The 22,958-nt window shown below is 56.0% G+C and carries 20 protein-coding genes; 13 read left to right on the top strand and 7 right to left on the bottom strand.

Annotated features, from left to right (window positions below):
* Positions 1-36: 36 nt before the first annotated feature.
* The gene (locus ACQG2G_RS00940) at positions 37-2,067 is read left to right on the top strand and encodes an alpha-amylase (protein WP_061771948.1); all 2,031 of its coding nucleotides are present in this window, start codon (positions 37-39) and stop codon (positions 2,065-2,067) included.
* 424 nt (positions 2,068-2,491) lie between these two features.
* On the opposite strand, the gene ACQG2G_RS00935 is transcribed toward ACQG2G_RS00940, so the two are convergent.
* A complete protein-coding gene (locus ACQG2G_RS00935) occupies positions 2,492-3,634 on the bottom strand; it encodes an IS481 family transposase (protein ID WP_426723975.1) in 1,143 nt (380 codons plus the stop codon).
* Between the two features lie 312 nt (positions 3,635-3,946).
* Between ACQG2G_RS00935 and avtA the strand changes: the two genes are divergently transcribed.
* Entirely contained in the window at positions 3,947-5,203 is a 1,257-nt protein-coding gene (gene avtA, locus ACQG2G_RS00930; protein ID WP_020686533.1) for a valine--pyruvate transaminase, read from the top strand.
* 4 nt (positions 5,204-5,207) lie between these two features.
* Here the strand turns inward: avtA and ACQG2G_RS00925 are convergent, their stop codons facing one another.
* Positions 5,208-5,663, bottom strand: a complete 456-nt coding sequence (locus tag ACQG2G_RS00925; RefSeq protein WP_013094956.1) for a 4Fe-4S dicluster domain-containing protein — start codon at positions 5,661-5,663, stop codon at positions 5,208-5,210.
* A gap of 3 nt (positions 5,664-5,666) precedes the next feature.
* Positions 5,667-6,485, bottom strand: coding sequence for an IclR family transcriptional regulator YiaJ (yiaJ, locus tag ACQG2G_RS00920; RefSeq protein WP_061772262.1), 819 nt, complete (start codon positions 6,483-6,485; stop codon positions 5,667-5,669).
* 224 nt (positions 6,486-6,709) lie between these two features.
* On the opposite strand from yiaJ, the gene yiaK reads away from it, so the two are divergent.
* The 8 genes from yiaK (at position 6,710) to araD (ending at position 14,433) form a co-directional block, all read left to right on the top strand.
* Positions 6,710-7,708 carry a 3-dehydro-L-gulonate 2-dehydrogenase gene (yiaK, locus tag ACQG2G_RS00915; RefSeq protein ID WP_013094954.1) on the top strand — a complete coding sequence of 333 codons (999 nt, stop codon included), beginning with the start codon at positions 6,710-6,712 and terminating at the stop codon, positions 7,706-7,708.
* Between the two features lie 10 nt (positions 7,709-7,718).
* Complete coding sequence (locus ACQG2G_RS00910; protein WP_061772194.1) at positions 7,719-8,186, top strand: YhcH/YjgK/YiaL family protein; 468 nt, start codon at positions 7,719-7,721, stop codon at positions 8,184-8,186.
* Between the two features lie 151 nt (positions 8,187-8,337).
* Positions 8,338-9,264, top strand: a complete 927-nt coding sequence (locus ACQG2G_RS00905; RefSeq protein WP_045294612.1) for a DUF4862 family protein — start codon at positions 8,338-8,340, stop codon at positions 9,262-9,264.
* 45 nt (positions 9,265-9,309) lie between these two features.
* Entirely contained in the window at positions 9,310-10,629 is a 1,320-nt protein-coding gene (locus ACQG2G_RS00900; RefSeq protein ID WP_013094951.1) for an MFS transporter, read from the top strand.
* Between the two features lie 96 nt (positions 10,630-10,725).
* Positions 10,726-12,231 (top strand): FGGY-family carbohydrate kinase, encoded by a 1,506-nt coding sequence (locus tag ACQG2G_RS00895; protein WP_061772195.1) that lies wholly within the window; start codon positions 10,726-10,728, stop codon positions 12,229-12,231.
* Positions 12,228-12,881, top strand: a complete 654-nt coding sequence (ulaD, locus tag ACQG2G_RS00890) for a 3-keto-L-gulonate-6-phosphate decarboxylase UlaD (protein WP_038418390.1) — start codon at positions 12,228-12,230, stop codon at positions 12,879-12,881. Before ACQG2G_RS00895 ends, ulaD begins: the two co-directional genes overlap by 4 nt.
* 2 nt (positions 12,882-12,883) lie before the next feature.
* On the top strand, positions 12,884-13,744 hold the full coding sequence (locus ACQG2G_RS00885) for an L-ribulose-5-phosphate 3-epimerase (protein WP_020686527.1): 861 nt from the start codon (positions 12,884-12,886) through the stop codon (positions 13,742-13,744).
* A complete protein-coding gene (araD, locus tag ACQG2G_RS00880) occupies positions 13,738-14,433 on the top strand; it encodes an L-ribulose-5-phosphate 4-epimerase (protein WP_040020980.1) in 696 nt (231 codons plus the stop codon). The genes ACQG2G_RS00885 and araD overlap by 7 nt, the downstream gene beginning before the upstream one ends.
* Here araD and ACQG2G_RS00875 read toward each other — a convergent pair whose 3' ends face one another.
* A complete protein-coding gene (locus ACQG2G_RS00875; RefSeq protein WP_020686525.1) occupies positions 14,434-15,252 on the bottom strand; it encodes a helix-turn-helix domain-containing protein in 819 nt (272 codons plus the stop codon). It lies immediately after the preceding gene.
* 224 nt (positions 15,253-15,476) lie between these two features.
* On the opposite strand from ACQG2G_RS00875, the gene ACQG2G_RS00870 reads away from it, so the two are divergent.
* A complete protein-coding gene (locus ACQG2G_RS00870) occupies positions 15,477-16,877 on the top strand; it encodes an MFS transporter (RefSeq protein WP_020686524.1) in 1,401 nt (466 codons plus the stop codon).
* Positions 16,878-16,887: 10 nt separating this feature from the next.
* On the top strand, positions 16,888-18,843 hold the full coding sequence (locus tag ACQG2G_RS00865; RefSeq protein ID WP_161670310.1) for a glycoside hydrolase family 127 protein: 1,956 nt from the start codon (positions 16,888-16,890) through the stop codon (positions 18,841-18,843).
* Positions 18,844-18,896: 53 nt separating this feature from the next.
* On the opposite strand, the gene ACQG2G_RS00860 is transcribed toward ACQG2G_RS00865, so the two are convergent.
* Both ACQG2G_RS00860 and ACQG2G_RS00855 read right to left on the bottom strand, forming a co-directional pair.
* Positions 18,897-19,301 (bottom strand): type II toxin-antitoxin system HicB family antitoxin, encoded by a 405-nt coding sequence (locus ACQG2G_RS00860; protein ID WP_013094943.1) that lies wholly within the window; start codon positions 19,299-19,301, stop codon positions 18,897-18,899.
* Between the two features lie 291 nt (positions 19,302-19,592).
* The gene (locus ACQG2G_RS00855) at positions 19,593-20,333 is read right to left on the bottom strand and encodes a MipA/OmpV family protein (RefSeq protein WP_013094942.1); all 741 of its coding nucleotides are present in this window, start codon (positions 20,331-20,333) and stop codon (positions 19,593-19,595) included.
* Positions 20,334-20,450: 117 nt separating this feature from the next.
* Here ACQG2G_RS00855 and ACQG2G_RS00850 point away from each other — a divergent pair, with 117 nt between their 5' ends.
* A complete protein-coding gene (locus tag ACQG2G_RS00850) occupies positions 20,451-21,416 on the top strand; it encodes a LysR family transcriptional regulator (RefSeq protein ID WP_061771396.1) in 966 nt (321 codons plus the stop codon).
* Here ACQG2G_RS00850 and exaC read toward each other — a convergent pair.
* Positions 21,413-22,951, bottom strand: a complete 1,539-nt coding sequence (gene exaC, locus ACQG2G_RS00845; protein WP_020686520.1) for an acetaldehyde dehydrogenase ExaC — start codon at positions 22,949-22,951, stop codon at positions 21,413-21,415. The genes ACQG2G_RS00850 and exaC overlap by 4 nt on opposite strands.
* Between the last annotated feature and the right edge of the window lie 7 nt (positions 22,952-22,958).

The following is a 22,958-nucleotide window of genomic DNA, read 5'->3' as shown; positions in this document are numbered from 1 at the left end:
GCACACTGGTCAAAAATGCCGCGACAGGAAGATGGAATGAAACGCACCGCCGTAGCTTTTCTGATGTTACCCGCACTGGCACACGCTGACTGGTCATCGCCGGGATTTAACGCGTTCAGCGCCGAAGGCACCGGAATGTTCACCAGCCAGGCAAAGCTTGCGAAGGGTACGCGTCCTTTAACAGTGAGTTTTGACAACACGTGCTGGCAGCCAACAGAAGCGATAAAACTCAACGAGATGCTGTCACTCAAACCGTGTGACGGCACGCCGCCGCAGTGGCGTCTGTTCCGCGACGGAGAGTACCAGATGCGTGTCGATACCCGTTCCGGCACGCCAACCCTGATGCTGACCATCAAGAGCGCAGCAGAACAACCGGTGGCAGACGTTATCCGCCAGTGCCCAAAATGGGATGGAAAACCCCTGACGCTGGAGGTAGGAAACACCTTCCCGGAAGGCTCCGTGGTGCGAGACTTCTACAGCAAACAAACCGCGACGGTGCAGCAGGGAAAAATTACCCTTCAGCCTGCCGCCAACAGCAACGGCCTGCTGCTGCTTGAGCGCGCCGAAACCGACAAACCCGCGCCGTTTAGCTGGCAAAACGCTACGGTCTATTTCGTGCTGACCGACCGCTTCGTGAATGGTGACCCCACGAATGACAATAGCTATGGCCGCCACAAAGACGGCATGCAGGAGATTGGCACTTTCCACGGCGGCGATCTGAAAGGGCTTGCGAGCAAGCTTGATTATCTGCAGCAACTGGGGGTAAACGCGCTCTGGATAAGCTCCCCGCTGGAGCAGATCCATGGCTGGGTCGGCGGTGGCACTAAAGGGGATTTCCCCCACTATGCCTACCATGGCTACTACACGCAGGACTGGACCAGGCTTGATGCCAATATGGGCACCGAAGATGATTTACGTCATCTCGTCGATGAAGCGCACAAGCGCGGCATCCGCATTCTGTTCGATATCGTCATGAACCATGTGGGTTACGCAACGCTTGCCGACATGCAGGAGTACCAGTTTGGCGCGCTCTATCTGCAAGGTGATGAGCTGAAGAAAACGCTGGGTGCACGCTGGACTGACTGGAAACCGGGGACGGGACAAAGCTGGCACAGCTTTAATGATTACATCAACTTCAGCGATAAAGCCGCATGGGAAAAATGGTGGGGTAAAAAATGGATCCGCACCGATATTGGCGATTACGACAACCCGGGCTTTGACGACCTGACCATGTCACTGGCGTTTTTACCCGACCTGAAAACGGAATCCACCACGCCGTCCGGTTTGCCAAACTTTTATCAGCACAAGCCCGATACCCAGGCAAAAGCTATCCCGGGATACACCCCGCGCGATTACCTGACCCACTGGCTCAGCCAGTGGGTACGCGAGTATGGCATTGACGGTTTCCGTGTTGATACGGCAAAACACGTGGAGCTGGCGGCCTGGCAGCAGTTGAAGGACCAGGCAAGCCAGGCGCTGGCGGCCTGGAAAGGTGCTCACCCGGACAAAAAACTCGACAATGCGCCGTTCTGGATGACGGGTGAATCCTGGGGCCACGGGGTCATGCAGAGCGATTATTACCGCCACGGCTTCGATGCGATGATTAACTTCGATTATCAGGAGCAGGCGGCAAAAGCGGTGAACTGCCTGGCCGATATCGATCTGACCTGGCAGCAGATGGCGGAAAAACTGCAAAGCTTTAACGTCCTGAGCTATCTCTCCTCGCATGACACCCGCCTGTTCCGCGAAGGGGGCCAGCGCGCGGCGGAACTGCTGCTGTTAGCGCCAGGCAGCGTACAAATCTATTATGGGGATGAATCAGAGCGTCCGTTCGGGCCGACGGGTTCCGACCCTCTGCAGGGAACACGCTCGGATATGAACTGGCAGGATGTAACGGGCAAACAGGCGTTAACCGTCGCCCACTGGCAAACGCTGGGTCAGTTCCGCGCCCGCCATCCGGCGATAGGTGAAGGCAAGCAAACCACGCTTTCGCTGAAAGAGGGGTATGGATTCGTACGTGAACATGATGGCGATAAAGTCATGGTCGTCTGGGCGGGGAACCAATAGCCCCCTCATCGCGGTTTTCTCCCTCTCCCTTAGGGCTGAGGCATCCCCAGTAATTTTTTACCGGAAGCGATGAATGTTGTTTAGGAAAATAAATGACTTACAGCGACGCCATGGTCCGGCTGTAAATCGCTGAGGCGTTTCCTGCAGGCCGGGGCGAGGCGCATGGATGCGCCGAGAGGGCGGCTTTACAGGGACGTTACATCCGCCCGTCCCCGATAAGCCGGAAGGAATAAGCCGAAGGCACCGCGAAGCGGCGATTGAGCCGCCCTGGCACGTTCACAAGTCATGCCGTTACAGAGTAGCAAGGAACATAAAGTGAACGGAATGACCTCTACAGCCATATGTTCCCCCTCACCCCAGCCCTCTCCCTCTGTACAGTCCGGGGACATGGTAGACAGGTGTTCGGGGACATGGTGAACACTTTTTAACATCCTTTACCCATGGTGATCGACTTTTTCTTCAGGTCGATCACCCCCACTTTTGTGCTGTACCACCACACCTCGTAGCGGCCGTCTTCCTGCATCTCCTTCAGCCCGACCCGTTCTCCCCTGAACGCCTTGCCCGCGCTCAGACTTACCCCTTTCACGCTCAGCTTTCCGCTGATATCCACTTTCCTGACCATCACACCCTCGTCGTATTCCGGGGGCGTTATGTTACCGCTGTACTGCCGTGCAGACGGCTTATACCGCGAGCCCGGTACCGCCATGTCCAGCGCCTCATGCGGGCGTTCAAGGTTATAGACCGTCCGCCAGTGGTCGAAGGCGCGCTGCAGTTCGCCCTCGTTCGCGAACCACTTACCCTGCAGCACCTCCGTCTTCAGGCTGCGGTGAAAACGCTCCAGCTTGCCCTGCGTCTGCGGATGATACGGCCGGGAGTGTCCCACCCGGATACCGTGGCGCATCAGCCACAGCTCCAGCGCCGTCCAGGTGCCGGTGGTGTCTCCCCACGGGGCGCCGTTATCCATCGTCATCTGGTCCGGCAGGCCGTAACGCTCAAACACGCTGACCAGCCGCTGCTGCACGGTCTCACGCCGTTCATCGGTACAGTGCGCCAGGCACAGGGAAAAACGGGAGTGGTCATCCAGCAGGGTGAGCGGATGGCAGCGGCCACCGCCAAAGGGAAAGTGGCCCTTAAAATCCATCTGCCAGAGCTGGTTCGGCGCGTCATGTTCGAACCGCCCCGTGGCGGGAATGCCCGGAGAAGTGCCCGGCAGCAGGCCGTGACGGGCCATCAGGTTATGAACGGTGCTGAAGGCGGGCATACGGTGCCCCTGGTCTTCGAGCCAGCGCTTTATCTTGCGTGCGCCCCAGCGTTCATGGCGGTCATGGGCCATACGCAGCAGGGCAGTGATGTCGTCAGACGAGCGGTTCGGGGAATGGTGCGGTATGCGCGGGTGGTCCTGAAGGCCGGCGGCCCCTTCCTCCCTCCAGCGGCGAAGCCACTTGTAGCCGGTGGCAGGTGAAATGCCGAAGCGACGGCAGAGGGAACGGATGTTCGCCCCGTCCTGCGAGGCGAACAAAACAAACTCAGTACGTAATGACATGGTATCTCTCGCATCCCAGGGCATAAGCGACTCCATAAACGGGTTCTTATGCCTTAGTTGTAAGTGTCTACCATGTCCCCGAACAAGTGTTCACTATGTCCCCGGACCGTACACCCTCAAGGGAGAGGGGGTCCTCCGTGCAGGCATTATTTTATGGGGATCCCTCAACCCTTAGGGAGAGGGCCGGGGTGAGGGGCACTCACCAGAACTAATCACTACAAAAATCCACATCCACCACATAAAACCACAAATCCGACCACACCAGCCGATTTGCACCCGCACGGTGCTAGCGTTATGGTTACCCACTTTCAAAACAAGCTCGACAGATCACCTGCTATGACGTTTTCACTTTTCGGCGACAAATTTACCCGCCATTCAGGCATTACCCGCCTGATGGAGGACCTCAACGACGGGCTGCGCACACCGGGCGCCATCATGCTCGGCGGCGGAAACCCGGCTCAAATCCCGGAGATGAATACCTATTTCCAGACGCTGCTCGCTCAGATGCTGGAAAACGGCAAAGCAACCGATGCGCTTTGCAATTACGACGGCCCTCAGGGTAAAACCGAACTGCTGAAACTCCTCGCCGACATGCTGCGTGAAGAGCTGGGTTGGGATATCGAACCGCAGAATATTGCACTAACAAACGGCAGTCAGAGCGCGTTTTTCTACTTGTTTAACCTTTTCGCAGGACGTCGCGCCGACGGCACCACCAAAAAAGTATTGTTCCCGCTGGCACCGGAGTATATCGGCTACGCCGATTCCGGTCTGGAAGAGGATCTGTTCGTCTCCGCGCGCCCGAACATTGAGCTGCTGCCGGAAGGTCAGTTCAAATACCACGTCGATTTTGAACATCTGCACATTGGTGAAGAGACGGGCATGATCTGCGTATCACGTCCAACCAACCCAACGGGCAACGTCATCACCGACGACGAGCTGATGAAACTGGATGCGCTGGCAAATCAGCATGGCATCCCGCTGGTGATCGATAACGCCTATGGCGTGCCGTTCCCGGGCATTATCTTCAGCGAAGCACGTCCGCTGTGGAACCCGAACATCGTCCTGTGTATGAGCCTCTCCAAGCTCGGCCTACCGGGCAGCCGCTGCGGGATCATCGTCGCCAATGAAAAAATCATCACCGCCATTACCAACATGAACGGCATTATCAGCCTTTCTCCTGGTGGTATTGGCCCCGCGATGATGTGCGAAATGATTAAACGCAACGATCTGCTGCGCCTGTCTAATGACGTGATTAAGCCGTTCTACTATCAGCGCGTTCAGGAGACGATTGCCATACTTCGCCGCTATTTACCGGAAGAACGCTGCCTGATCCACAAACCTGAAGGGGCAATTTTCCTGTGGCTGTGGTTTAAAGATCTGCCGATCACCACCGAACTGCTTTATCAGCGCCTGAAGAAGCGAGGCGTATTGATGGTGCCGGGAGATTACTTCTTCCCGGGGCTGGACAAGCCGTGGCCGCATACGCATCAATGTATGCGTATGAACTACGTGCCCGATCCGGAAAAAATCGAAGCCGGGGTAAAAATTCTCGCCGAAGAGATCGAATTCGCCTGGCGCGAAGACGCCCAGTAAGAACCTACGCCAGATGACGCAACCGCTCGGTGCGTAATCTGGCGGGATCGACACAGCTCAGCGCGTGGGTCGGGCAGGCTTCCACACAGGCCGGTCCGTCCGCGCGATGCGCGCATAAATCGCATTTCAGCGCCTGAAGCGTATCTCCTGCCCATTGCACCTGCATCGCCCCAAACGGGCACGCCACCATACAGCGTTTACACCCAATACACCGCGCCTGCTCAACCTGCCAGGCTCCCTCGCCACGGCGAATCGCCTGCGTTGGGCAGACATTCGCGCAAGGGGCATCTTCACACTGATGGCAACCCACCGCCGTGGTGAAAGCGTCCCCTTTGACTACCCGAATGCGGGGCGTAAAGGCGTCTGTTGAGATGGCGTCCTGATGCGACACGACACACGCCACTTCGCAGGTGCGACAGCCGATGCATTTTGCCGAATCCGCCATGATGAACCGGTTCATCTGTTATCCCTCGCGCACGTTAAAACCCAGCTCTCTGGAGATCGCGTCCGCCGTTTCACGCAGAGGTTTAAGCAGATTTTTTTCGCCAATCTGCTTCATGCGGGAGGTCGACAGCGAAATTGAGATCGCATACGGCACGCGGCCATGAATATCAAACACCGGCACCGCGATACAGGAGACCCCCAACTCGTTCTCTTCTTTATCCATCGCCATGCTGTGCTCGCGGATTTCCGCCAGCTCGTCATACATCGCGCTCAGTTCAGTGATGGTGTTGCGGGTCAGCGGCTGGATCTGATCCTGGTGGCTTTCCCAGTAGCTCGCCACATAGTCCTGGTGACCGAATGCCATGTAGATCTTGCCCATTGCCGAGCAGTAAAGCGGCATATGCTGGCCGATATAGGCGCGCGTGCGCAGCATACCGGTGGTCGGCTCAAGCTTATAAATCAGGATCGCGTGATCGTCTTCGCGGCTGGAAAAGTTCACCGTCTCGCCGGTGGCGATATTCAGCGACTCAAGATGCGGAGCAGCCACGTGGATGATATTCAGCGACGACAGCGCCTTTTGCCCGACGGCGATAAATTTGGTGGTCAGGCGATAGCTGCCCGCCGCCGGTGCCGGGGTGACGTACCCGCACGACTGCAATCCCTGCAGTAACCGGTGCACGGTGCTTTTATTCAGCCCGGCCAGTTCCGATAAATGGGCCAGAGGACAGCCGTTCGGATAGTTACTGAGGATCTCAATCAGCATCAGACCGCGAAACAAGCTCTGGCTACCTGCTGGCCTCTCTTTTTCTTGCGTCATGTCGCTCTCTTTCATGCTCATCCCATGGCTCCTTTTATCGCGCCCTGATGGTAGCGCAAAGTGTGGTTCAGTTCACGATCTCAACAGAAAAAACACAACCAGTTGATTTTAATCGATTTTGAAAATCATGAATGTCGTTGATCTGGCAAAATTTGATCGCTATATTTGAAATCAGATTTCGCATAGTGAAATTTAGCGATAAAAAAGCACTCGCACTTGCCCCTACGAAGAACAGGAGAACAGGGATGAAAGTGACATTCGAAGAGTTGAAAGCAGCGTTCAATCGGGTTCTGCTCGATCGCGGTGTAAAAGCAGAAACGGCGGATGCCTGCGCGGAGATGTTTGCCCGCACCACGGAATCTGGCGTCTATTCCCACGGCGTGAACCGCTTCCCGCGTTTTATTCAGCAACTGGACGCGGGCGACATCATTCCTGATGCCCAGCCAAAACGGGTGACCACATTAGGGGCCATCGAACAGTGGGATGCCCAACGCGCCATCGGTAACCTGACGGCGAAAAAAATGATGGATCGCGCCACCGAACTGGCCTCCGATCACGGTATCGGTCTGGTTGCGCTGCGTAACGCTAACCACTGGATGCGCGGAGGGAGCTATGGCTGGCAAGCCGCAGAGAAGGGCTACATCGGGATCTGCTGGACCAACTCTATTGCGGTGATGCCCGCGTGGGGGTCAAAAGAATGTTGCATCGGCACCAACCCACTTATCGTGGCGATCCCCTCCTCCCCAATTACCATGGTCGATATGTCGATGTCGATGTTCTCCTACGGCATGCTGGAAGTGAACCGACTGGCCGGACGCACGTTACCGGTCGACGGCGGATTCGACGACGAGGGCAATCTGACCAAAGAGCCTGGCGTGATTGAGAAAAACCGCCGCATTCTGCCGATGGGCTACTGGAAAGGTTCCGGCTTATCGATTGTGCTCGACATGATCGCCACCCTGCTCTCTAACGGCTCCTCCGTGGCGGAAGTTACCCAGGACAACAGCGACGAGTATGGCGTGTCGCAGATCTTTATCGCCATCGAGGTCGACCGCCTGATCGACGGCCCAACCCGCGATGCCAAACTGCAGCGTATTATGGACTTCATCACCACCGCCGAGCGGGCAGACGAAAACGTCGCTGTCCGTCTGCCGGGGCATGAATTTACGCGACTGCTTGAAGAGAACCGCCGCAACGGCATCACCATTGATGACAGCGTGTGGGCGAAAATCCAGGCGCTGTAAGGAGTGGGCCATGATATTCGGACATATTTCACAGCCAAATCCGTGTCGCCTGCCGCGGGCGATTGAAAAAGCGTTAGATTTTCTGCGTACCACGGATTTCAGCATGCTAAAGCCGGGTGTCGTTGAAATTGAGGGACACACCATCTTTGCCCAGGTGCTTGATCTCACCACCCGGGAACAGCACGAAAATCGCCCCGAAGTACATCGCCGCTATCTTGATATTCAATTTCTGGCCTGGGGTGAAGAAAAAATCGGTATTGCTATCGATACCGGAAATAACAACATCAGCGAATCATTACTGGAACAACGGGATATTATTTTTTATCACAACAGTGAAAATGAGTCGTTCATTGAAATGGTACCTGGCAGTTATGCCATATTTTTCCCGCAGGATGTACACCGTCCTGCCTGTATTAAAAACAAGGAAACCGCAATTCGCAAAATTGTGGTGAAAGTGGCAATCAGCGAATTAGATTAATTTTCTGATATACCCTAAATAATTCGAGTTGCAGGAAGGCGGCAAGAGAGTGAATCTCCAGGAGCTTACATAAGTAAGTGACTGGGGTGAACGAGCGCAGCCAACGCACATGCAACTTGAAGTATGACGGGTATAAATACAGGAACGCGAAATGACCAACACCGGTTTTATTATTGGTGCGTACCCCTGCGCACCCTCGTTTCACCAGAAAGGGGAACAAGAAGAACAAACCTTCTGGCGGGAACTTTCTGACACGCCACACATTCGCGGGCTGGAACAACCCTGCCTTGAACATATCCATCCTTATGGGGATGAATGGCTGTTCCGCCATACGCCGGGTGAATGGCAAATCGTGGTGACCGCCGTGATGGAAACCATGCGCCGCCGCGGCACAAACGGTGCGTTTGGCCTGGCCTCCGCCGATGAAGATCAGCGTAAAGCGTGCGTGGAATATTACCGCCATCTGCAGCAGAAGATTGCTGCGGTTAACGCCCGTTATCCCGGGAAAGTCATTGCCCTGGAGATGCAGGCCGCACCGCAGGCGGGCAATGCTTCAGTCGAGCAGGCTATCGAGGCGTTCGCCCGTTCCATTCGTGAAATCGCGGGCTGGGACTGGTCCTGCGATCTGGTGCTTGAACACTGCGATGCCATGACCGGTCCCGCACCGCGTAAGGGATTTTTACCCTTAGAGCAGGTGCTGGAGGTGATAAAAGAGACAGATATCAGCATCTGTATTAACTGGGCGCGCTCAGCCATTGAAGGGCGCAACACCACGCTTCCGGTTGAGCACGTTCAGACCGCCCTTCAGGCCGGAAAACTGGCCGCGCTGATGTTCTCCGGCACCACCATCCGCGGAGAGTACGGTGAATGGCAGGATCTGCACGCACCGTTTTCATCGTACTGTGCCGACAGTTTGATGACCACTGAACATGCAAAAGCACTCTTTACTGCGGCGAGCGCCGCAACATTGAAATTTTCCGGTATTAAATTACTGGAAATAAATGCTAATGCTGATATCAGCCATCGCATCGCTATTTTGCGAGACGGCATTAGCCAAATGAAAAAAGCAACGCAATAACAATAAAAAAATCTTATTCCGGTTACCTACACTGAGATATTAAATATGAATACGTCTACTCAAGCTCTACATGCGGACATTCCGCGCCAGCGCTGGCTAAGAATTATTCCCCCGATTCTTATCGCCTGCATTATTTCTTATATGGACCGTGTGAATATTGCTTTTGCCATGCCCGGCGGTATGGATGAAGAGTTAGGTATTTCTGCCACCATGGCAGGCCTGGCGGGTGGGATCTTCTTTATTGGCTATCTGTTTTTGCAGGTGCCTGGCGGCAAGATTGCCGTTCATGGCAGCGGGAAGAAATTTATCGGCTGGTCGCTGGTCGCCTGGGCGGTGATTTCGGTCCTGACCGGGCTCGTCACCAGCCAGTATCAACTGCTGGTGCTGCGTTTCTTACTCGGGGTAGCAGAAGGCGGGATGCTGCCGGTTGTGCTGACGATGATCAGTAACTGGTTCCCTGACGCCGAACGCGGTCGTGCCAATGCGATTGTAATTATGTTCGTCCCCATTGCCGGGATCATCACCGCGCCCCTGTCGGGCTGGATTATTACCGCACTCGACTGGCGCTGGTTGTTCATCATTGAAGGGCTGATGTCCATCGTTGTACTGGTGCTGTGGGCCTTCACGGTGTACGACCGCCCGCAGGAAGCACGCTGGATTTCTGAAGCGGAAAAAAACTATCTGGTCAAAACCCTGGCCGCAGAACAGCAGGCCATTGCCGGTAAAGAGGTGAAAAACGCCTCGCTGAGCGCGGTGCTGTCCGACAAAACCATGTGGCAGCTGATTGCCCTGAACTTCTTCTACCAGACCGGCATTTACGGTTACACCCTCTGGCTACCCACCATTCTCAAAGAGCTCACGCACACCAGCATCGGCCAGGTAGGCGTGCTCGCGATCCTGCCTTATATCGGGGCCATTGCGGGTATGTTCCTCTTCTCTTCGCTCTCTGACCGTACCGGTAAACGCAAGCTGTTTGTCTCCCTGCCGCTGATTGGTTTTGCGCTCTGCATGTTCCTCTCCGTGGCGCTGAAAGAGCATACCTGGCTGGCCTACGCCGCGCTGGTGGGGTGTGGGTTCTTCCTGCAGTCGGCGGCGGGCGTGTTCTGGACCATTCCGGCACGCCTGTTCAGCGCGGAGATGGCAGGCGGCGCGCGGGGGGTAATTAACGCCCTGGGTAACCTCGGCGGGTTCTGTGGCCCTTATGCGGTCGGCGTGCTGATCACCTTGTACAGCAAAGATGCGGGAGTTTACTGCCTGGCGGTGTCACTGGCACTGGCCTCTCTGCTGGCCCTGCTTCTACCGGCGAAGTGCGATGCTGGTGCGGAGCCTAATCCTACGGTGAACTCGCATAAGCGTGCGGCCTGATGCCCTCACCCCGGCCCTCTCCCACAGGGAGAGGGAGCAAGACGAGAACCCCAGTCCTCTCCCACGGGGAGAGGGAGCAAGACGAGAGAGTCAAAGATGAGTGAAAAAGAACCCTTCTGGCTGGGTATCGATTGTGGCGGTACTTATCTGAAAGCCGGTTTATACACCCGCGAGGGCAAAGAGGTCTGTATTGAACGCCGCACGGTTGCCACGCTCAGCCCGCGAGCAGGCTATGCGGAGCGGGACATGAACCAGCTGTGGCAGCAGTGTCACACCACCGTCGCTCTTCTGCTCAACAACGCCCGGGTTAGCGGCGAGCAGATCAAAGGCGTGGGCATTTCAGCGCAGGGCAAGGGGCTGTTTCTTCTCGATAAACAGGATCGTCCTCTGGGCAATGCGATGCTCTCCTCAGACCGTCGGGCACTGGACATCGTGCAGCGCTGGCAGCAGGACGGTATTCCCGAAAAGCTCTATCCGCACACGCGTCAGACGCTCTGGACCGGGCATCCGGCCTCTCTTCTGCGCTGGGTCAAAGAGAATGAGCCACAACGCTATCAGCAGATTGGCTGCGTGATGATGGCGCACGACTACCTTCGCTGGTGCCTCACCGGCGTAAAAGGCTGCGAAGAGAGCAACATCTCTGAATCCAATCTCTACAACATGAACACCGGCCAGTACGATCCGCAGCTCACGCGCTGGCTGGGTATCAGTGAAGTCGACAACGCTCTGCCACCCGTTGTCGGTTCAGCAGAAATCTGCGGGGAAATCACCGCTCAGGCTGCCGCACTTACCGGTCTCGCGGCGGGAACCCCCGTCGTTGGTGGGCTGTTTGATGTGGTTTCCACCGCGATCTGTGCCGGACTGCACGACGAACATACGCTGAACGCCGTCATGGGCACCTGGGCCGTCACCAGCGGGATTGCCAATGCGCTTCGGGACGACGAACCGCATCCCTATGTCTATGGGCGTTACGTCCACCCGCAGCAGTACATTGTCCACGAAGCCAGCCCCACCTCTTCCGGCAACCTTGAGTGGTTGACCGCCCAGTGGGGAGAAATGTCTTTCAGCGAGATCAACCGCGCCGTGGCCAGCCTGCCGAAAGCCGAAAGCGATCTGTTCTTTCTGCCGTTTCTCTATGGCAGCAACGCCGGGCTGGAGATGACGAGCGGCTTCTACGGCATGCAGGCGCTGCATACTCGCGCGCATCTTTTGCAGGCAGTTTACGAAGGCGTGGTGTTCAGCCATATGACCCATCTAAACCGCATGCTCGAACGCTTTACCGACGTACAGGCACTGCGCGTCACCGGCGGCCCGACCCACTCTGACGTATGGATGCAGATGCTGGCGGATGTCAGCGGTCTGGCGATTGCGCTTCCGCAGGTAGAAGAGACTGGCTGTTCCGGCGCGGCGCTGGCCGCCCTGGTCGGCACCGGCGTTTATCCCGATTTTTACGCAGCGCAGTGCGCGCTCAGACACGACATTCGGGTCATTGAACCCGACATGCACGCCCATGCGGCCTATCAGCGCAAGTATCAGCGCTACCAGTTACTGATTTCAGCACTACAGGGTTATCACGCCCGTGTTAAGGAGCACGACCTATGAGCCGACCATTACTGCAGCTGGCGCTCGACCACACCTCACTTCAGGCTGCCCAGCGCGATGTCGCCAGGCTTTCCGATCACGTCGATATTATCGAAGCGGGCACCATTTTATGTCTGACCGAAGGGCTTAACGCCGTGCGTGCGCTGCGCGAGCAGTGTCCAGGGAAAACCCTCGTGGCGGACTGGAAGGTGGCCGATGCCGGAGAAACGCTGGCAGAGCAGGCGTTTGGCGCAGGCGCGAACTGGATGACCATCATCTGCGCCGCGCCGCTGGCCACGGTTGAAAAAGGTCACGCGGTGGCGCTGCGCTGCGGTGGGGAAATTCAGATGGAGCTGTTTGGCAACTGGACGCTGGACGATGCCCGCGCCTGGCACCGCATCGGTGTGAAGCAGGCCATCTACCACCGGGGACGCGACGCGCAGGCCAGCGGTCAGCAGTGGGGTGAGGCAGATCTCGCCCGAATGAAAGCGCTCTCCGACATTGGTTTGCAGCTGTCCGTCACCGGCGGCATCACCCCGGCCGACCTGCCGCTGTTTAAGCAGATCAACGTCAAAGCCTTTATCGCCGGTCGCGCACTGGCAGGCGCTGCCAATCCACCGCAGGTGGCCGAGGCCTTCCATTCGCAAATCCGCGACATCTGGGGAGCGTAATCATGCGTCAGCATCCATTAGGTATTTACGAAAAAGCGCTGCCGAAATCCCTCACCTGGCCGGAGCGCCTGGTGCTGGCAAAAAGCTGTGGCTTTGATTTTGTTGAAATGTCGGTAGATGAAACGGACGAACGCCTGTCGCGCCTGGCGTGGAGCACCACACAGCGTGCATCGCTGGTGGAAGCGATGCTGGAGACCGGTGTGTCGATCCCCTCCATGTGCCTGTCTGCCCACCGCCGCTTCCCGTTTGGCAGCCGGGATGAAACCGTGCGCGCCCGCGCCCGGGAGATCATGTCCAGCGCCATTAAACTGGCGCGTGATTTGGGTATTCGCACCATCCAGCTGGCCGGGTATGACGTGTATTACGAAGAGCATGATGAAGGCACCCGGCAACGCTTCGCCGAAGGGCTGGCATGGGCAGTCGAGCAGGCCGCCGCCGCGCAGGTGATGGTGGCCGTTGAGATCATGGACACCGCGTTTATGAACTCCATCAGCAAATGGAAAAAGTGGGACGAGATGCTGGCCTCGCCGTGGTTTAGCGTTTACCCGGATGTCGGCAACCTCAGCGCGTGGGGTAACGATGTGGCCGCCGAACTGACGCTGGGCATTGACCGCATCGCGGCAATTCACCTGAAAGATACCCAGCCCGTCACGGCACAAAGCCCAGGACAGTTCCGCGACGTGCCGTTTGGCGAGGGCTGCGTCGATTTCGTTGGCGTGTTTAATACCCTCAATAAGCTGAACTACCGCGGCGCGTTTCTGATTGAAATGTGGACCGAAAAAGCAAAAGAGCCGGTGCTGGAGATTATCCAGGCGCGCCGCTGGATTGAAGCCCGTATGCAGGAAGGAGGCATGACATGTTAGAACAACTCAAAGCCGAGGTGCTGGCAGCCAACCTGGCACTGCCCGCCCACCAGCTGGTGACCTTCACCTGGGGTAACGTCAGCGCGGTGGATCGCGTCAACGGTCTGATGGTGATCAAACCGTCCGGCGTGGAGTATGACGTGATGACGGCGGAGGATATGGTGGTGGTGAATATCGCCACCGGTGAGGTGGTCGAGGGCAGCATGAAACCGTCGTCAGACACGCCTACCCATCTTGCGCTGTACCGTCGCTACCCGGACATTGGCGGCATCGTCCATACCCATTCCCGCCATGCCACCATCTGGTCTCAGGCAGGTCAGGATCTGCCCGCATGGGGCACGACGCACGCGGACTACTTCTACGGCGCGATCCCCTGCACGCGGCGGATGACCACGGCGGAGATCGCAGGAGACTACGAGTATCAGACCGGTGAAGTGATCATCAAAACCTTTGAAGAGCGCGACATCAGCCCCATGCAGATCCCGGCAGTGCTGGTGCACTCCCACGGACCGTTCGCATGGGGTAAAGATGCCGCCGATGCGGTACACAACGCCGTGGTGCTGGAAGAGTGCGCGTACATGGGCCTGTTTTCGCGCCAGCTTGCGCCCCAGCTTCCGGTTATGCAGCAGGAACTGCTCGACAAACATTATCTGCGCAAGCACGGTGCGCATGCCTATTACGGGCAGTGATCAACCGGAATTAATGTGTTCTTTACAGTACCGCCGTTTCCAGACGGCGGGCGTTAACCCGGTATGCTTCGAAAATATCTGCCGGAAATACCCCACGTCGTTAAAACCGCAGCGGGTGGCCACTTCCGTTAATGACGCTGAGTCATTCAGCAGCATTTTTTCTGCCGCCCTGACGCGCTGGCGATGAATCGCCTCCGTCAGGGTTAAATGAAATGTCCGACGAAACACGCGCCCGAGGTAATCGGCATTACAGTGCAGCGATTTTGCCAGCAGCGAGGTGGAGAGCGGTAAATGAAACTGCGTGCGAATAAGCTGTTTTGCCTTCCAGGCCAGAGCTGCACCGGCCTCATCGGGGCGGTCCTCATACCCTGCTGAGAGGGATATTTGCTGCAAAATCAGTAGTAAAAGCATTTCCAGCGCTACGCTGCGCTGTAATTTTTCCTGCTCGCTGAGGAACTGGCGAAAAAGCGCAATCACCGACGGGACATCCCTCACGCAGCAGTGTTGTTCAATGGTCAGCGGAGAAGCCTCCGGCAAAGCAGAAGGCCCAGGTTTCACCTCAAAATGCAGCCAGTAGAATCGCAGATCGGCCGGAAAATCTTCTGTACCCACATGCCGCCGCTTCGGCCAGAGCAATAAACTCTCCCCCGCCTTCACCTCAAAAAGACGGTTCTCCTCCTGGATCGTTAATGTCCCCTTTTCGACGAAAATGATTTCCCACGACGTTAATTTACGCGCCGGGTGGCGACCCACGCCCCGCGAAATAAACAATCCGCCGTTTTGCACTTTAATCGGAAGCGCTATGGATAATTCGAGCATGGATATTCACCATTCCGCTTTTATTGCCGCATTTAATTGACTTATCCATTGATTATTAACAATTAACGTTATAGCTGCCCGATCAAACTCACACTTTCTTCATCAGGTCGGAATCGTCATCTTTTTATACTTTTCCCTTCCCTTGTTGCCCTTTTCGTTCAGTGCAGAATGAATGAGGTACCTTGCACAAATACGATAAAAATCGATTACCGAGGAGTTATCTCATGACTTCCACACCGATTACCGAGTCTGACGTTGCACAACGGGTGAGAGAAGAACGTTTGTCCGTTCGCGAAAAAATTGGCTACGGCCTGGGCGACGCGGGCGGCACGGTCATTACCTGTCTGATAATGAATTTCCTGACCTTTTTCTATACCGATATTTTTGGCCTGACCCCGGCGCTTGTCGGCACGCTGTTTATTGCCCTGCGCGTATTTGACGCGATTTCTGACCCTGTCATGGGCGTGATTGCTGACCGCACCCAAAGCCGATGGGGGCGTTTTCGTCCCTGGCAGCTGTGGGTGGCATTCCCTATTGGCATTATCGGCGTGCTGACCTTCACCGTACCTGAAGCCAGCATGGGCGTGAAAATTGCGTGGGCATTCGGCACCTACCTGCTGCTGTCCGTCGGCTATACCGCCATCAACGTGCCCTACTGTGCGCTGATCAACACCATGACCACCCGCCACAGCGAGGTCATATCCTGCCAGTCATGGCGCTTTGTGCTGTGCGGCGTTGCGGGATTTTTGGTCTCCGTCGGCCTGCCGTGGCTGGTGGCAGCGCTGGGGCAAGGCAACGCCGCCCGGGGTTATCAGCTGGGCGTTGGCGTCCTGTGCACCCTCGCCGTGGTGATGTTTCTCTGCTGCTTCTTCTGGGTCCGTGAACGCGTCCCACTGGCGCTGATGGGTAAATTCACCCTGCGCGAACACCTGGCAGGGCTGCGTAAAAATGACCAGCTGCTGCTGATGCTGGTGATGTCGTTTTTGCTGATCAACGTCTTCAATATCCGTGGCGGCGGATACATGTACTTCATCACCTATGTGCTTCAGGGCAGCACCGCCTACACCTCGCTGTTTTTCACCATGGTGACCTTCGCAGCGATCCTTGGGGCGGTGATCGTCAGCCCCCTCTCTCGCCGTATTGATACGGTCAAACTCTACTACTACACCAACCTGGTGCTCGCCGCGATCGCGGCTGGCATGTGGTTCCTGCCCGGCGGCCCGGCGCATCAGACGCTATGGCTGATCGTAATTCTGAGTAACGGCGTCATCCTGGGCTTTACCCTGCCGCTGCACTTCTCGCTGATGGCTTTTGCCGACGACTACGGCGAGTGGAAGACCGGCGTGCGATCGTCGGGCATGAACTTCGCCTTCAACCTGTTTTTCATCAAGCTGGCGTGGGCCTCCAGCGCCGGGATCATCAGCCTGGTGTTTATCGCCGTCGCCTATCAGCCGGGAGCGGGTAACCAGACGCCCGCCTCGCTGCAGGGCATTACCGCCATGGAGACGCTGCTCCCTGCCCTTTTCCACCTGCTGCTGGCGGTCTCAATCCGCTGGTGCAGACTCAACAATCCTATGATGTCGCGCATTGCCACCGATTTGCGCCAGCGTCATGTACCGTCCTGAGGAGAACGTGATGTCCATAATGGAAGCCGACCTGCATAACCTGAAAATCAACGATCCGTTTCTTGGCCAGTATCAGCGGCTGGTGCGTGATGTGGTCATCCCCTATCAGTGGGATGCGCTCAACGATCGCGTGGCAGAAGCCGAGCCCAGTCATGCCATCACCAACTTCCGCATTGCGGCAGGTCTTGAAGAAGGTGAGTTCTACGGCATGGTCTTTCAGGACAGTGACGTGGCGAAATGGCTGGAAGCCGTGGCGTGGTCGCTGTGTCAGAAACCCGATGCTGAACTGGAAAAAACCGCCGATGAGGTGATTGAACTGATCGCCGCGGCGCAGTGTGAAGATGGGTATCTCAATACGTACTTCACCGTCAAAGCGCCCGACGAACGCTGGACAAATCTGGCCGAGTGCCACGAGCTTTACTGCGCGGGGCATATGATCGAAGCTGGCGTGGCGTATTTTCAGGGCACCGGAAAACGCCGACTGCTGGAGGTGGTGTGTAAACTGGCAGATCATATCGACACCGTTTTCGGCCCCCGGGAAGGCCAGCTTCACGGCTATCCGGGCCACCCGGAAATCGAACTGGCCCTGATGCGGTTGTACGACGTTACTCAGGAGCCACGCTACCTGAACCTGGTGAAATACTTCATCGAGGCGCGCGGTACGCAGCCTCACTTCTATGATATCGAATACGAGAAGCGCGGCAGAACATCGTACTGGCACACCTACGGCCCGGCATGGATGGTCAAGGACAAAGCTTACAGCCAGGCGCATCAACCGCTTGCTGAACAACAAACAGCGATTGGCCATGCAGTGCGTTTTGTCTACCTGATGGCGGGTATGGCACACCTGGCCCGTCTGAGCAAAGACGACGCAAAACGTCAGGACTGCTTACGCCTGTGGAACAACATGGCGCAGCGCCAGTTGTACATTACCGGCGGGATTGGTTCGCAAAGTAGCGGTGAAGCCTTCAGCAGCGATTACGATCTGCCCAACGATACGGTGTATGCCGAAAGCTGCGCCTCGATTGGCCTGATGATGTTTGCCCGTCGGATGCTGGAGATGGAAGCGGATAGCCGCTACGCCGACGTGATGGAGCGCGCCCTGTACAACACGGTGCTGGGCGGCATGGCGCTGGACGGTAAGCATTTCTTCTATGTTAACCCGCTGGAAGTGCACCCCAGGACGCTGGCCTTTAACCACATCTACGACCACGTCAAACCGGTTCGTCAGCGCTGGTTCGGCTGCGCCTGTTGCCCGCCGAATATCGCCCGCGTGCTGACGTCGCTGGGGCATTACATTTACACCGTTCGCCCGGATGCGCTTTTCATTAATCTCTACGTAGGGAATGAGGTCACCATCCCTGTGGGCGATGAGACGCTTAAGCTGCGGATCAGCGGTAATTATCCGTGGCAGGAAGAGGTCAACATTGAGATCGCCTCGCCCGTACCGGTAACGCACACCCTGGCCCTGCGACTGCCGGACTGGTGCGCAAATCCTCACGTGTCGCTGAACGGAGAAGGCATGACGGGCGAGGTATCACGGGGCTATCTTCACCTCACCCGTCGCTGGCAGGAGGGCGATACGCTCACGCTAACCTTACCGATGCCGGTCCGCCGCGTGTACGGTCACCCACAGGTTCGTCAGCAGGCCGGAAAGGTCGCGCTGCAGCGCGGTCCGCTGGTCTACTGCCTTGAAGAAGCCGACAATGGCGCCAACCTGCATAATCTTGCCCTGCCTGCCGACAGTGAATTCCGGGTTTTCGAGGGTAAAGGAATTTTCGCTCATAAGATGCTGATTCAGGCGGAAGGTGTCACGCATGACGCCGCAGAAGCGGGATCGGAGGCGTTATGGCAATACGACCGTCCTGCGGTGCAACGTCAACCCAAAACGTTGACCTTTATTCCGTGGTTTAGCTGGGCTAACCGGGGAGAAGGGGAAATGCGCATTTGGGTGGATGAGGACTGAATATCTGCGGCCTGATGCCCTCACCCTAACCCTCTCCCACGGGAGAGGGATCGTTAAGGCAGCACGCGACGCGCTGCCTCAGCAAGAAAAGCGCTTCGGTTACTAAACTGCGGATGCTCATTCACAAAAGAATCAATTTTCACCAGCAATCGACGAGGCAGGGTGATATTGATACGCTCGGCCTTACCGTCGAATTGCTTCATATTGATATCTACAAGCAACCATTGTCCGCCGATAAAATCACCCGGTGTGGCTTCAAGATGTGCTTCAACATTGCCAGGGAGAGGTAACTCTTCATCCATTTCAAATAGCGCTTCGAAGTGAGCTGTCAGTGCATCACGTGCATCCTGAAAAGCATCATCCAGAGAATTGCCGGCAAAAAAACAACCAGGAACGTCAGGAAAAAAACCGCTGGCGCTACCGTCGGGATCAGAATGAATGTAAGCCGGATAAAACATAACTACTCCTGATACCAGTGTTTGATTCCCGCCTGCCGCCAGATTTGCGCGAGGGTGCCGGGTTTAATTTTCTTTTAAGAATTATACACATGATACACACGCTTTTTGATGGATCGGATCACGTTAGCGTATCAGAAATATTAATGAGGAAGTCATTACGGTAAAGAAAAACGGTAAATCAGTGCTATCAAATAATGCCCGGCGGCGCTTCGCTTGCACGGGCCTACGTAAAACTAAGATGGCAGTCCACGTAGGCCGGGTAAGGCTAAGCCGCCACCCGGCTTTACAGCATCAGAAGCGCCAGCTCAGCCCGGTCATCAGCGCGAAGCTGTCGTCGCGGTCGATCATCGGGCTGTTCTTCACGTCGTCAGGCAATACGGTATAAACCGCGCTGGCGTTAAGGAACAGGTTCTGGGTTAACTGATATTTTGCCGCCAGACCCACGTATGGCGTCCAGCTGTCACCGGCGGCGTATTCATTCAGACCCGAGCGGCGAGACTCGCTGCCGGAAACCCCGTAGTAGTAGTCGTTATAGCTCTCGTCACTGTAGAAAATGCCCACAGATGGCGTCAGCGTGAGGCGTTCCATGCGGATGGGGCGGAAGTACGAAATCTCACCGACTACGCCACCGCTTTCATCCATCGCATCGCCGGAAACGGCCACTTTCAGCGAGCCCCAATTTTCATGGCGGTAATAGGCGCCCCCCAGGAAAGCAGACGCTTTACGCTCATCCAGATGTTTCATCTGAGGGTCGTCGTTATCGTCGGGATCAAAATGCAGCGGCATCCACGACGCGGTCAGGCTAAATTCATTTTTTTCGTCTTTCCACAGGATCCATCCACCTGTGGTCTGGCGCACATAGAATCGGTCACCTTCATAGCTAATTAACGGAACCGCGGTGGTATTTTCATTATACCCTTTATAAGGTGACTCATTAAATACAGCCCCCGCGCCAAGTGAAAAGTCACCGGCCATTGCGGATGAGGTCGCAAATAACGTGGCAGCGATGAGTAAATTGTTTTTAATAGTCATTCCATGTAATCCATTTAAACGCCGAACAAGCGAGGCGAATAATAATGGTTACAAATTTGCGTATGCAACGCCGCTGTTTATATAATATTATATATAAAATCATATAGATGGGTGGGCATGATGAATAAATTACAACTAAAACCCCGTGAATTAAAAATAATTTCCGTCATCGCCGCCACCCACAGCATTGGCGACGCCGCCGCCCTGCTGGGCATGGCACAGGCCAACGTCAGTAAATATCTCTCTGATTTTGAAACACGAGTCGGTCTCAAGGTCTTTGAACGCACCACCCGTCAGCTTGCGCTAACGCAGTTTGGTGAGGCCTTGCTTCCTTACGTGAACGCCACGCTGGATAAAAATAGTCAGCTTATTAATTTTATTGCCGATTATAAGCATGAAAAGCGTGGAAAGGTGACGATTTACGCCCCGACAGGCATCGTGACCTATCTCTCTCGTCATGTGATCCACCAGATAAAAGATATTGGCGATATTCGTATTTCGCTGAAAACATACAATCTGGATCGCAATGAATTTTCTGAGGGGGTGACCTTTCCGGATGACTGCGATATTTTAATTACCTATGCTCAGCCGAAAGATGAAAGTCTGGTCGCAAGTGTATTAACCCAATATTCCGTTACCGCCTTCGCGACCGAAGAGTATTTAAATCAGCACCCGTTAAACGGCCCGGAAGATTTAATTCATCACTCCTGTATTTTAATCGACTCCATGCTGGTGGATGATGCTAACATCTGGCGGTTCCGCGTTCATGGCAGTGATGATGTACAGGATTACCGGGTTACCGGGAATTATATTTGCGACAATACGCAAACTGCCCTGGAGCTGGCGAGGAATAATCTCGGTATCGTCTTTGCGCCGAAAGAGAGCCTGAGAAAAGAGTTAAAAAACGGTTCACTGGTTCCCTGCTTCCCGCATCAGGAAGAGTGGTGGCTGGATCTGACGGCCATCTTCCGCAAGCGTGAATACCAGCCATGGCGCGTGCAATATGTTCTGGATGGCGTCCTGAATAATCTTCGCCAGCAAATAGCTCAGGCCGCCCACGGACGGCCTGAGCTGGATGACTAGAACAGCCCCAGCGGTTTATCGGAGTAGCTGACCAGCAGGCATTTCGTCTGCTGATAATGCTCCAGCATCATTTTGTGCGTTTCACGCCCGATGCCTGACTGCTTATAGCCCCCAAAGGCCGCGTGCGCCGGGTAGGCGTGATAACAGTTGGTCCATACGCGTCCGGCCTGGATCCCCCGGCCCATTTTATACGCCAGATTGCCGTTGCGGCTCCAGACGCCCGCCCCCAGGCCATACGGCGTATCGTTAGCAATCTCCAGCGCCTCCTCCATCGTTTTGAAGGTGGTCACGGCCAGCACCGGTCCGAAAATTTCCTCCTGGAAAACGCGCATGTTGTTTTTGCCAGACAGAATGGTCGGCTCAAGGTAATACCCTTCCTGCAGATCGCCGCCGAGCACTTTACGGCGTCCACCGGTCAGGACATCCGCCCCTTCTTTTTTGCCGATATCAATGTAATTAAGGATGGTTTCCAGCTGTCCATGCGACACCTGCGCGCCCATCTGCGTCACGTTATCTAGCGGGTTACCGCTGCGGATCGACTCCACGCGGCGAATGGCCCGTTCCATAAAGCGCTCATAGATGGACTCCTGCACCAGCGCGCGGCTTGGGCAGGTGCAGACTTCGCCCTGGTTAAAGGCAAACAGCGCAAACCCTTCCAGCGCTTTATCGAAGAAGGCGTCCTCTTCCGCCATTACGTCCTCGAAGAAGATGTTTGGGGATTTTCCGCCCAGCTCCAGCGTCACCGGAATGATGTTCTGGGTGGCGTACTGCATGATCTGCTGACCCACTTCCGTCGAGCCGGTAAACGCCACTTTGGCGATGCGTTTTGAGGTCGCCAGATATTCCCCAATCTCCCCCCCGGCCCCGTTGACCACGTTAATCACCCCCGGGGGCAGCAGGTCACCGATAATGTCCATCAGCAGCAGTACTGAAAGCGGCGTTAAGCGGGCCGGTTTCAGCACAATGCAGTTCCCGGCCGCCAGCGCGGGCGCCATTTTCCAGCTCGCCATCAGCAACGGGAAGTTCCACGGGATAATCTGCCCCACCACGCCCAGCGGTTCGTGGAAGTGATACGCCACGGTGTCGCTATCGACTTCACTGATTCCCCCCTCCTGAGCACGAATACAGGAGGCAAAATAGCGAAAGTGGTCAATCGCCAGCGGCACATCGGCCGCCATCGTTTCACGGATCGGCTTGCCGTTATCCCAGGTTTCTGCCGTCGCCAGCAGCTCAAGATTTTGCTCCATCCGGTCGGCAATTTTGAACAGGATCGCCGCCCTGTCCTGCACGGAAGTCTGTCCCCATTTATCTTTGGCTTTATGCGCCGCATCCAGCGCCAGATCGATATCGCGCTTGCCTGAGCTGGCTATCTCGCACAGCGGCTGGCCGGTGACGGGAGTCAGGTTGGAATAGTATTCGCCGTCGACGGGTGCCACCCAGTCGCCGCCAATAAAGTTGTCATAACGGGGTTTTAGCTTGAGAGGGAAACCGTACTCGCCTGGCTGAATGCGTGAAGAGGGAGGATTGTTTGTCATGACCGTC

Source organism: Enterobacter cloacae complex sp. 382A5, assembly GCF_050031095.1.
GTDB lineage: Bacteria > Pseudomonadota > Gammaproteobacteria > Enterobacterales > Enterobacteriaceae > Enterobacter > Enterobacter cloacae.
Note: the sequence above shows the minus strand (reverse complement) of the source record. Positions and strands in the feature narration are given on the sequence as shown.

Bases quoted from the DNA above. Each gene is read 5' to 3' on its own strand.
- ACQG2G_RS00905 (WP_045294612.1), top strand. From the start codon at position 8,338: ATGACCAACACCGGTTTTATTATTGGTGCGTACCCCTGCGCACCCTCG.
- ACQG2G_RS00855 (WP_013094942.1), bottom strand. From the start codon at position 20,333: ATGACTATTAAAAACAATTTACTCATCGCTGCCACGTTATTTGCGACC.
- ACQG2G_RS00850 (WP_061771396.1), top strand. From the start codon at position 20,451: ATGATGAATAAATTACAACTAAAACCCCGTGAATTAAAAATAATTTCC.
- yiaJ (WP_061772262.1), bottom strand. From the start codon at position 6,485: ATGAGCATGAAAGAGAGCGACATGACGCAAGAAAAAGAGAGGCCAGCA.
- ACQG2G_RS00935 (WP_426723975.1), bottom strand. From the start codon at position 3,634: ATGCCCTGGGATGCGAGAGATACCATGTCATTACGTACTGAGTTTGTT.
- ACQG2G_RS00865 (WP_161670310.1), top strand. From the start codon at position 16,888: ATGTCCATAATGGAAGCCGACCTGCATAACCTGAAAATCAACGATCCG.
- ACQG2G_RS00895 (WP_061772195.1), top strand. From the start codon at position 10,726: ATGAGTGAAAAAGAACCCTTCTGGCTGGGTATCGATTGTGGCGGTACT.
- ACQG2G_RS00925 (WP_013094956.1), bottom strand. From the start codon at position 5,663: ATGAACCGGTTCATCATGGCGGATTCGGCAAAATGCATCGGCTGTCGC.
- exaC (WP_020686520.1), bottom strand. From the start codon at position 22,951: ATGACAAACAATCCTCCCTCTTCACGCATTCAGCCAGGCGAGTACGGT.
- ACQG2G_RS00910 (WP_061772194.1), top strand. From the start codon at position 7,719: ATGATATTCGGACATATTTCACAGCCAAATCCGTGTCGCCTGCCGCGG.
- ulaD (WP_038418390.1), top strand. From the start codon at position 12,228: ATGAGCCGACCATTACTGCAGCTGGCGCTCGACCACACCTCACTTCAG.
- ACQG2G_RS00940 (WP_061771948.1), top strand. From the start codon at position 37: ATGAAACGCACCGCCGTAGCTTTTCTGATGTTACCCGCACTGGCACAC.
- ACQG2G_RS00885 (WP_020686527.1), top strand. From the start codon at position 12,884: ATGCGTCAGCATCCATTAGGTATTTACGAAAAAGCGCTGCCGAAATCC.
- ACQG2G_RS00870 (WP_020686524.1), top strand. From the start codon at position 15,477: ATGACTTCCACACCGATTACCGAGTCTGACGTTGCACAACGGGTGAGA.
- yiaK (WP_013094954.1), top strand. From the start codon at position 6,710: ATGAAAGTGACATTCGAAGAGTTGAAAGCAGCGTTCAATCGGGTTCTG.
- ACQG2G_RS00875 (WP_020686525.1), bottom strand. From the start codon at position 15,252: ATGCTCGAATTATCCATAGCGCTTCCGATTAAAGTGCAAAACGGCGGA.
- avtA (WP_020686533.1), top strand. From the start codon at position 3,947: ATGACGTTTTCACTTTTCGGCGACAAATTTACCCGCCATTCAGGCATT.
- araD (WP_040020980.1), top strand. From the start codon at position 13,738: ATGTTAGAACAACTCAAAGCCGAGGTGCTGGCAGCCAACCTGGCACTG.
- ACQG2G_RS00860 (WP_013094943.1), bottom strand. From the start codon at position 19,301: ATGTTTTATCCGGCTTACATTCATTCTGATCCCGACGGTAGCGCCAGC.
- ACQG2G_RS00900 (WP_013094951.1), top strand. From the start codon at position 9,310: ATGAATACGTCTACTCAAGCTCTACATGCGGACATTCCGCGCCAGCGC.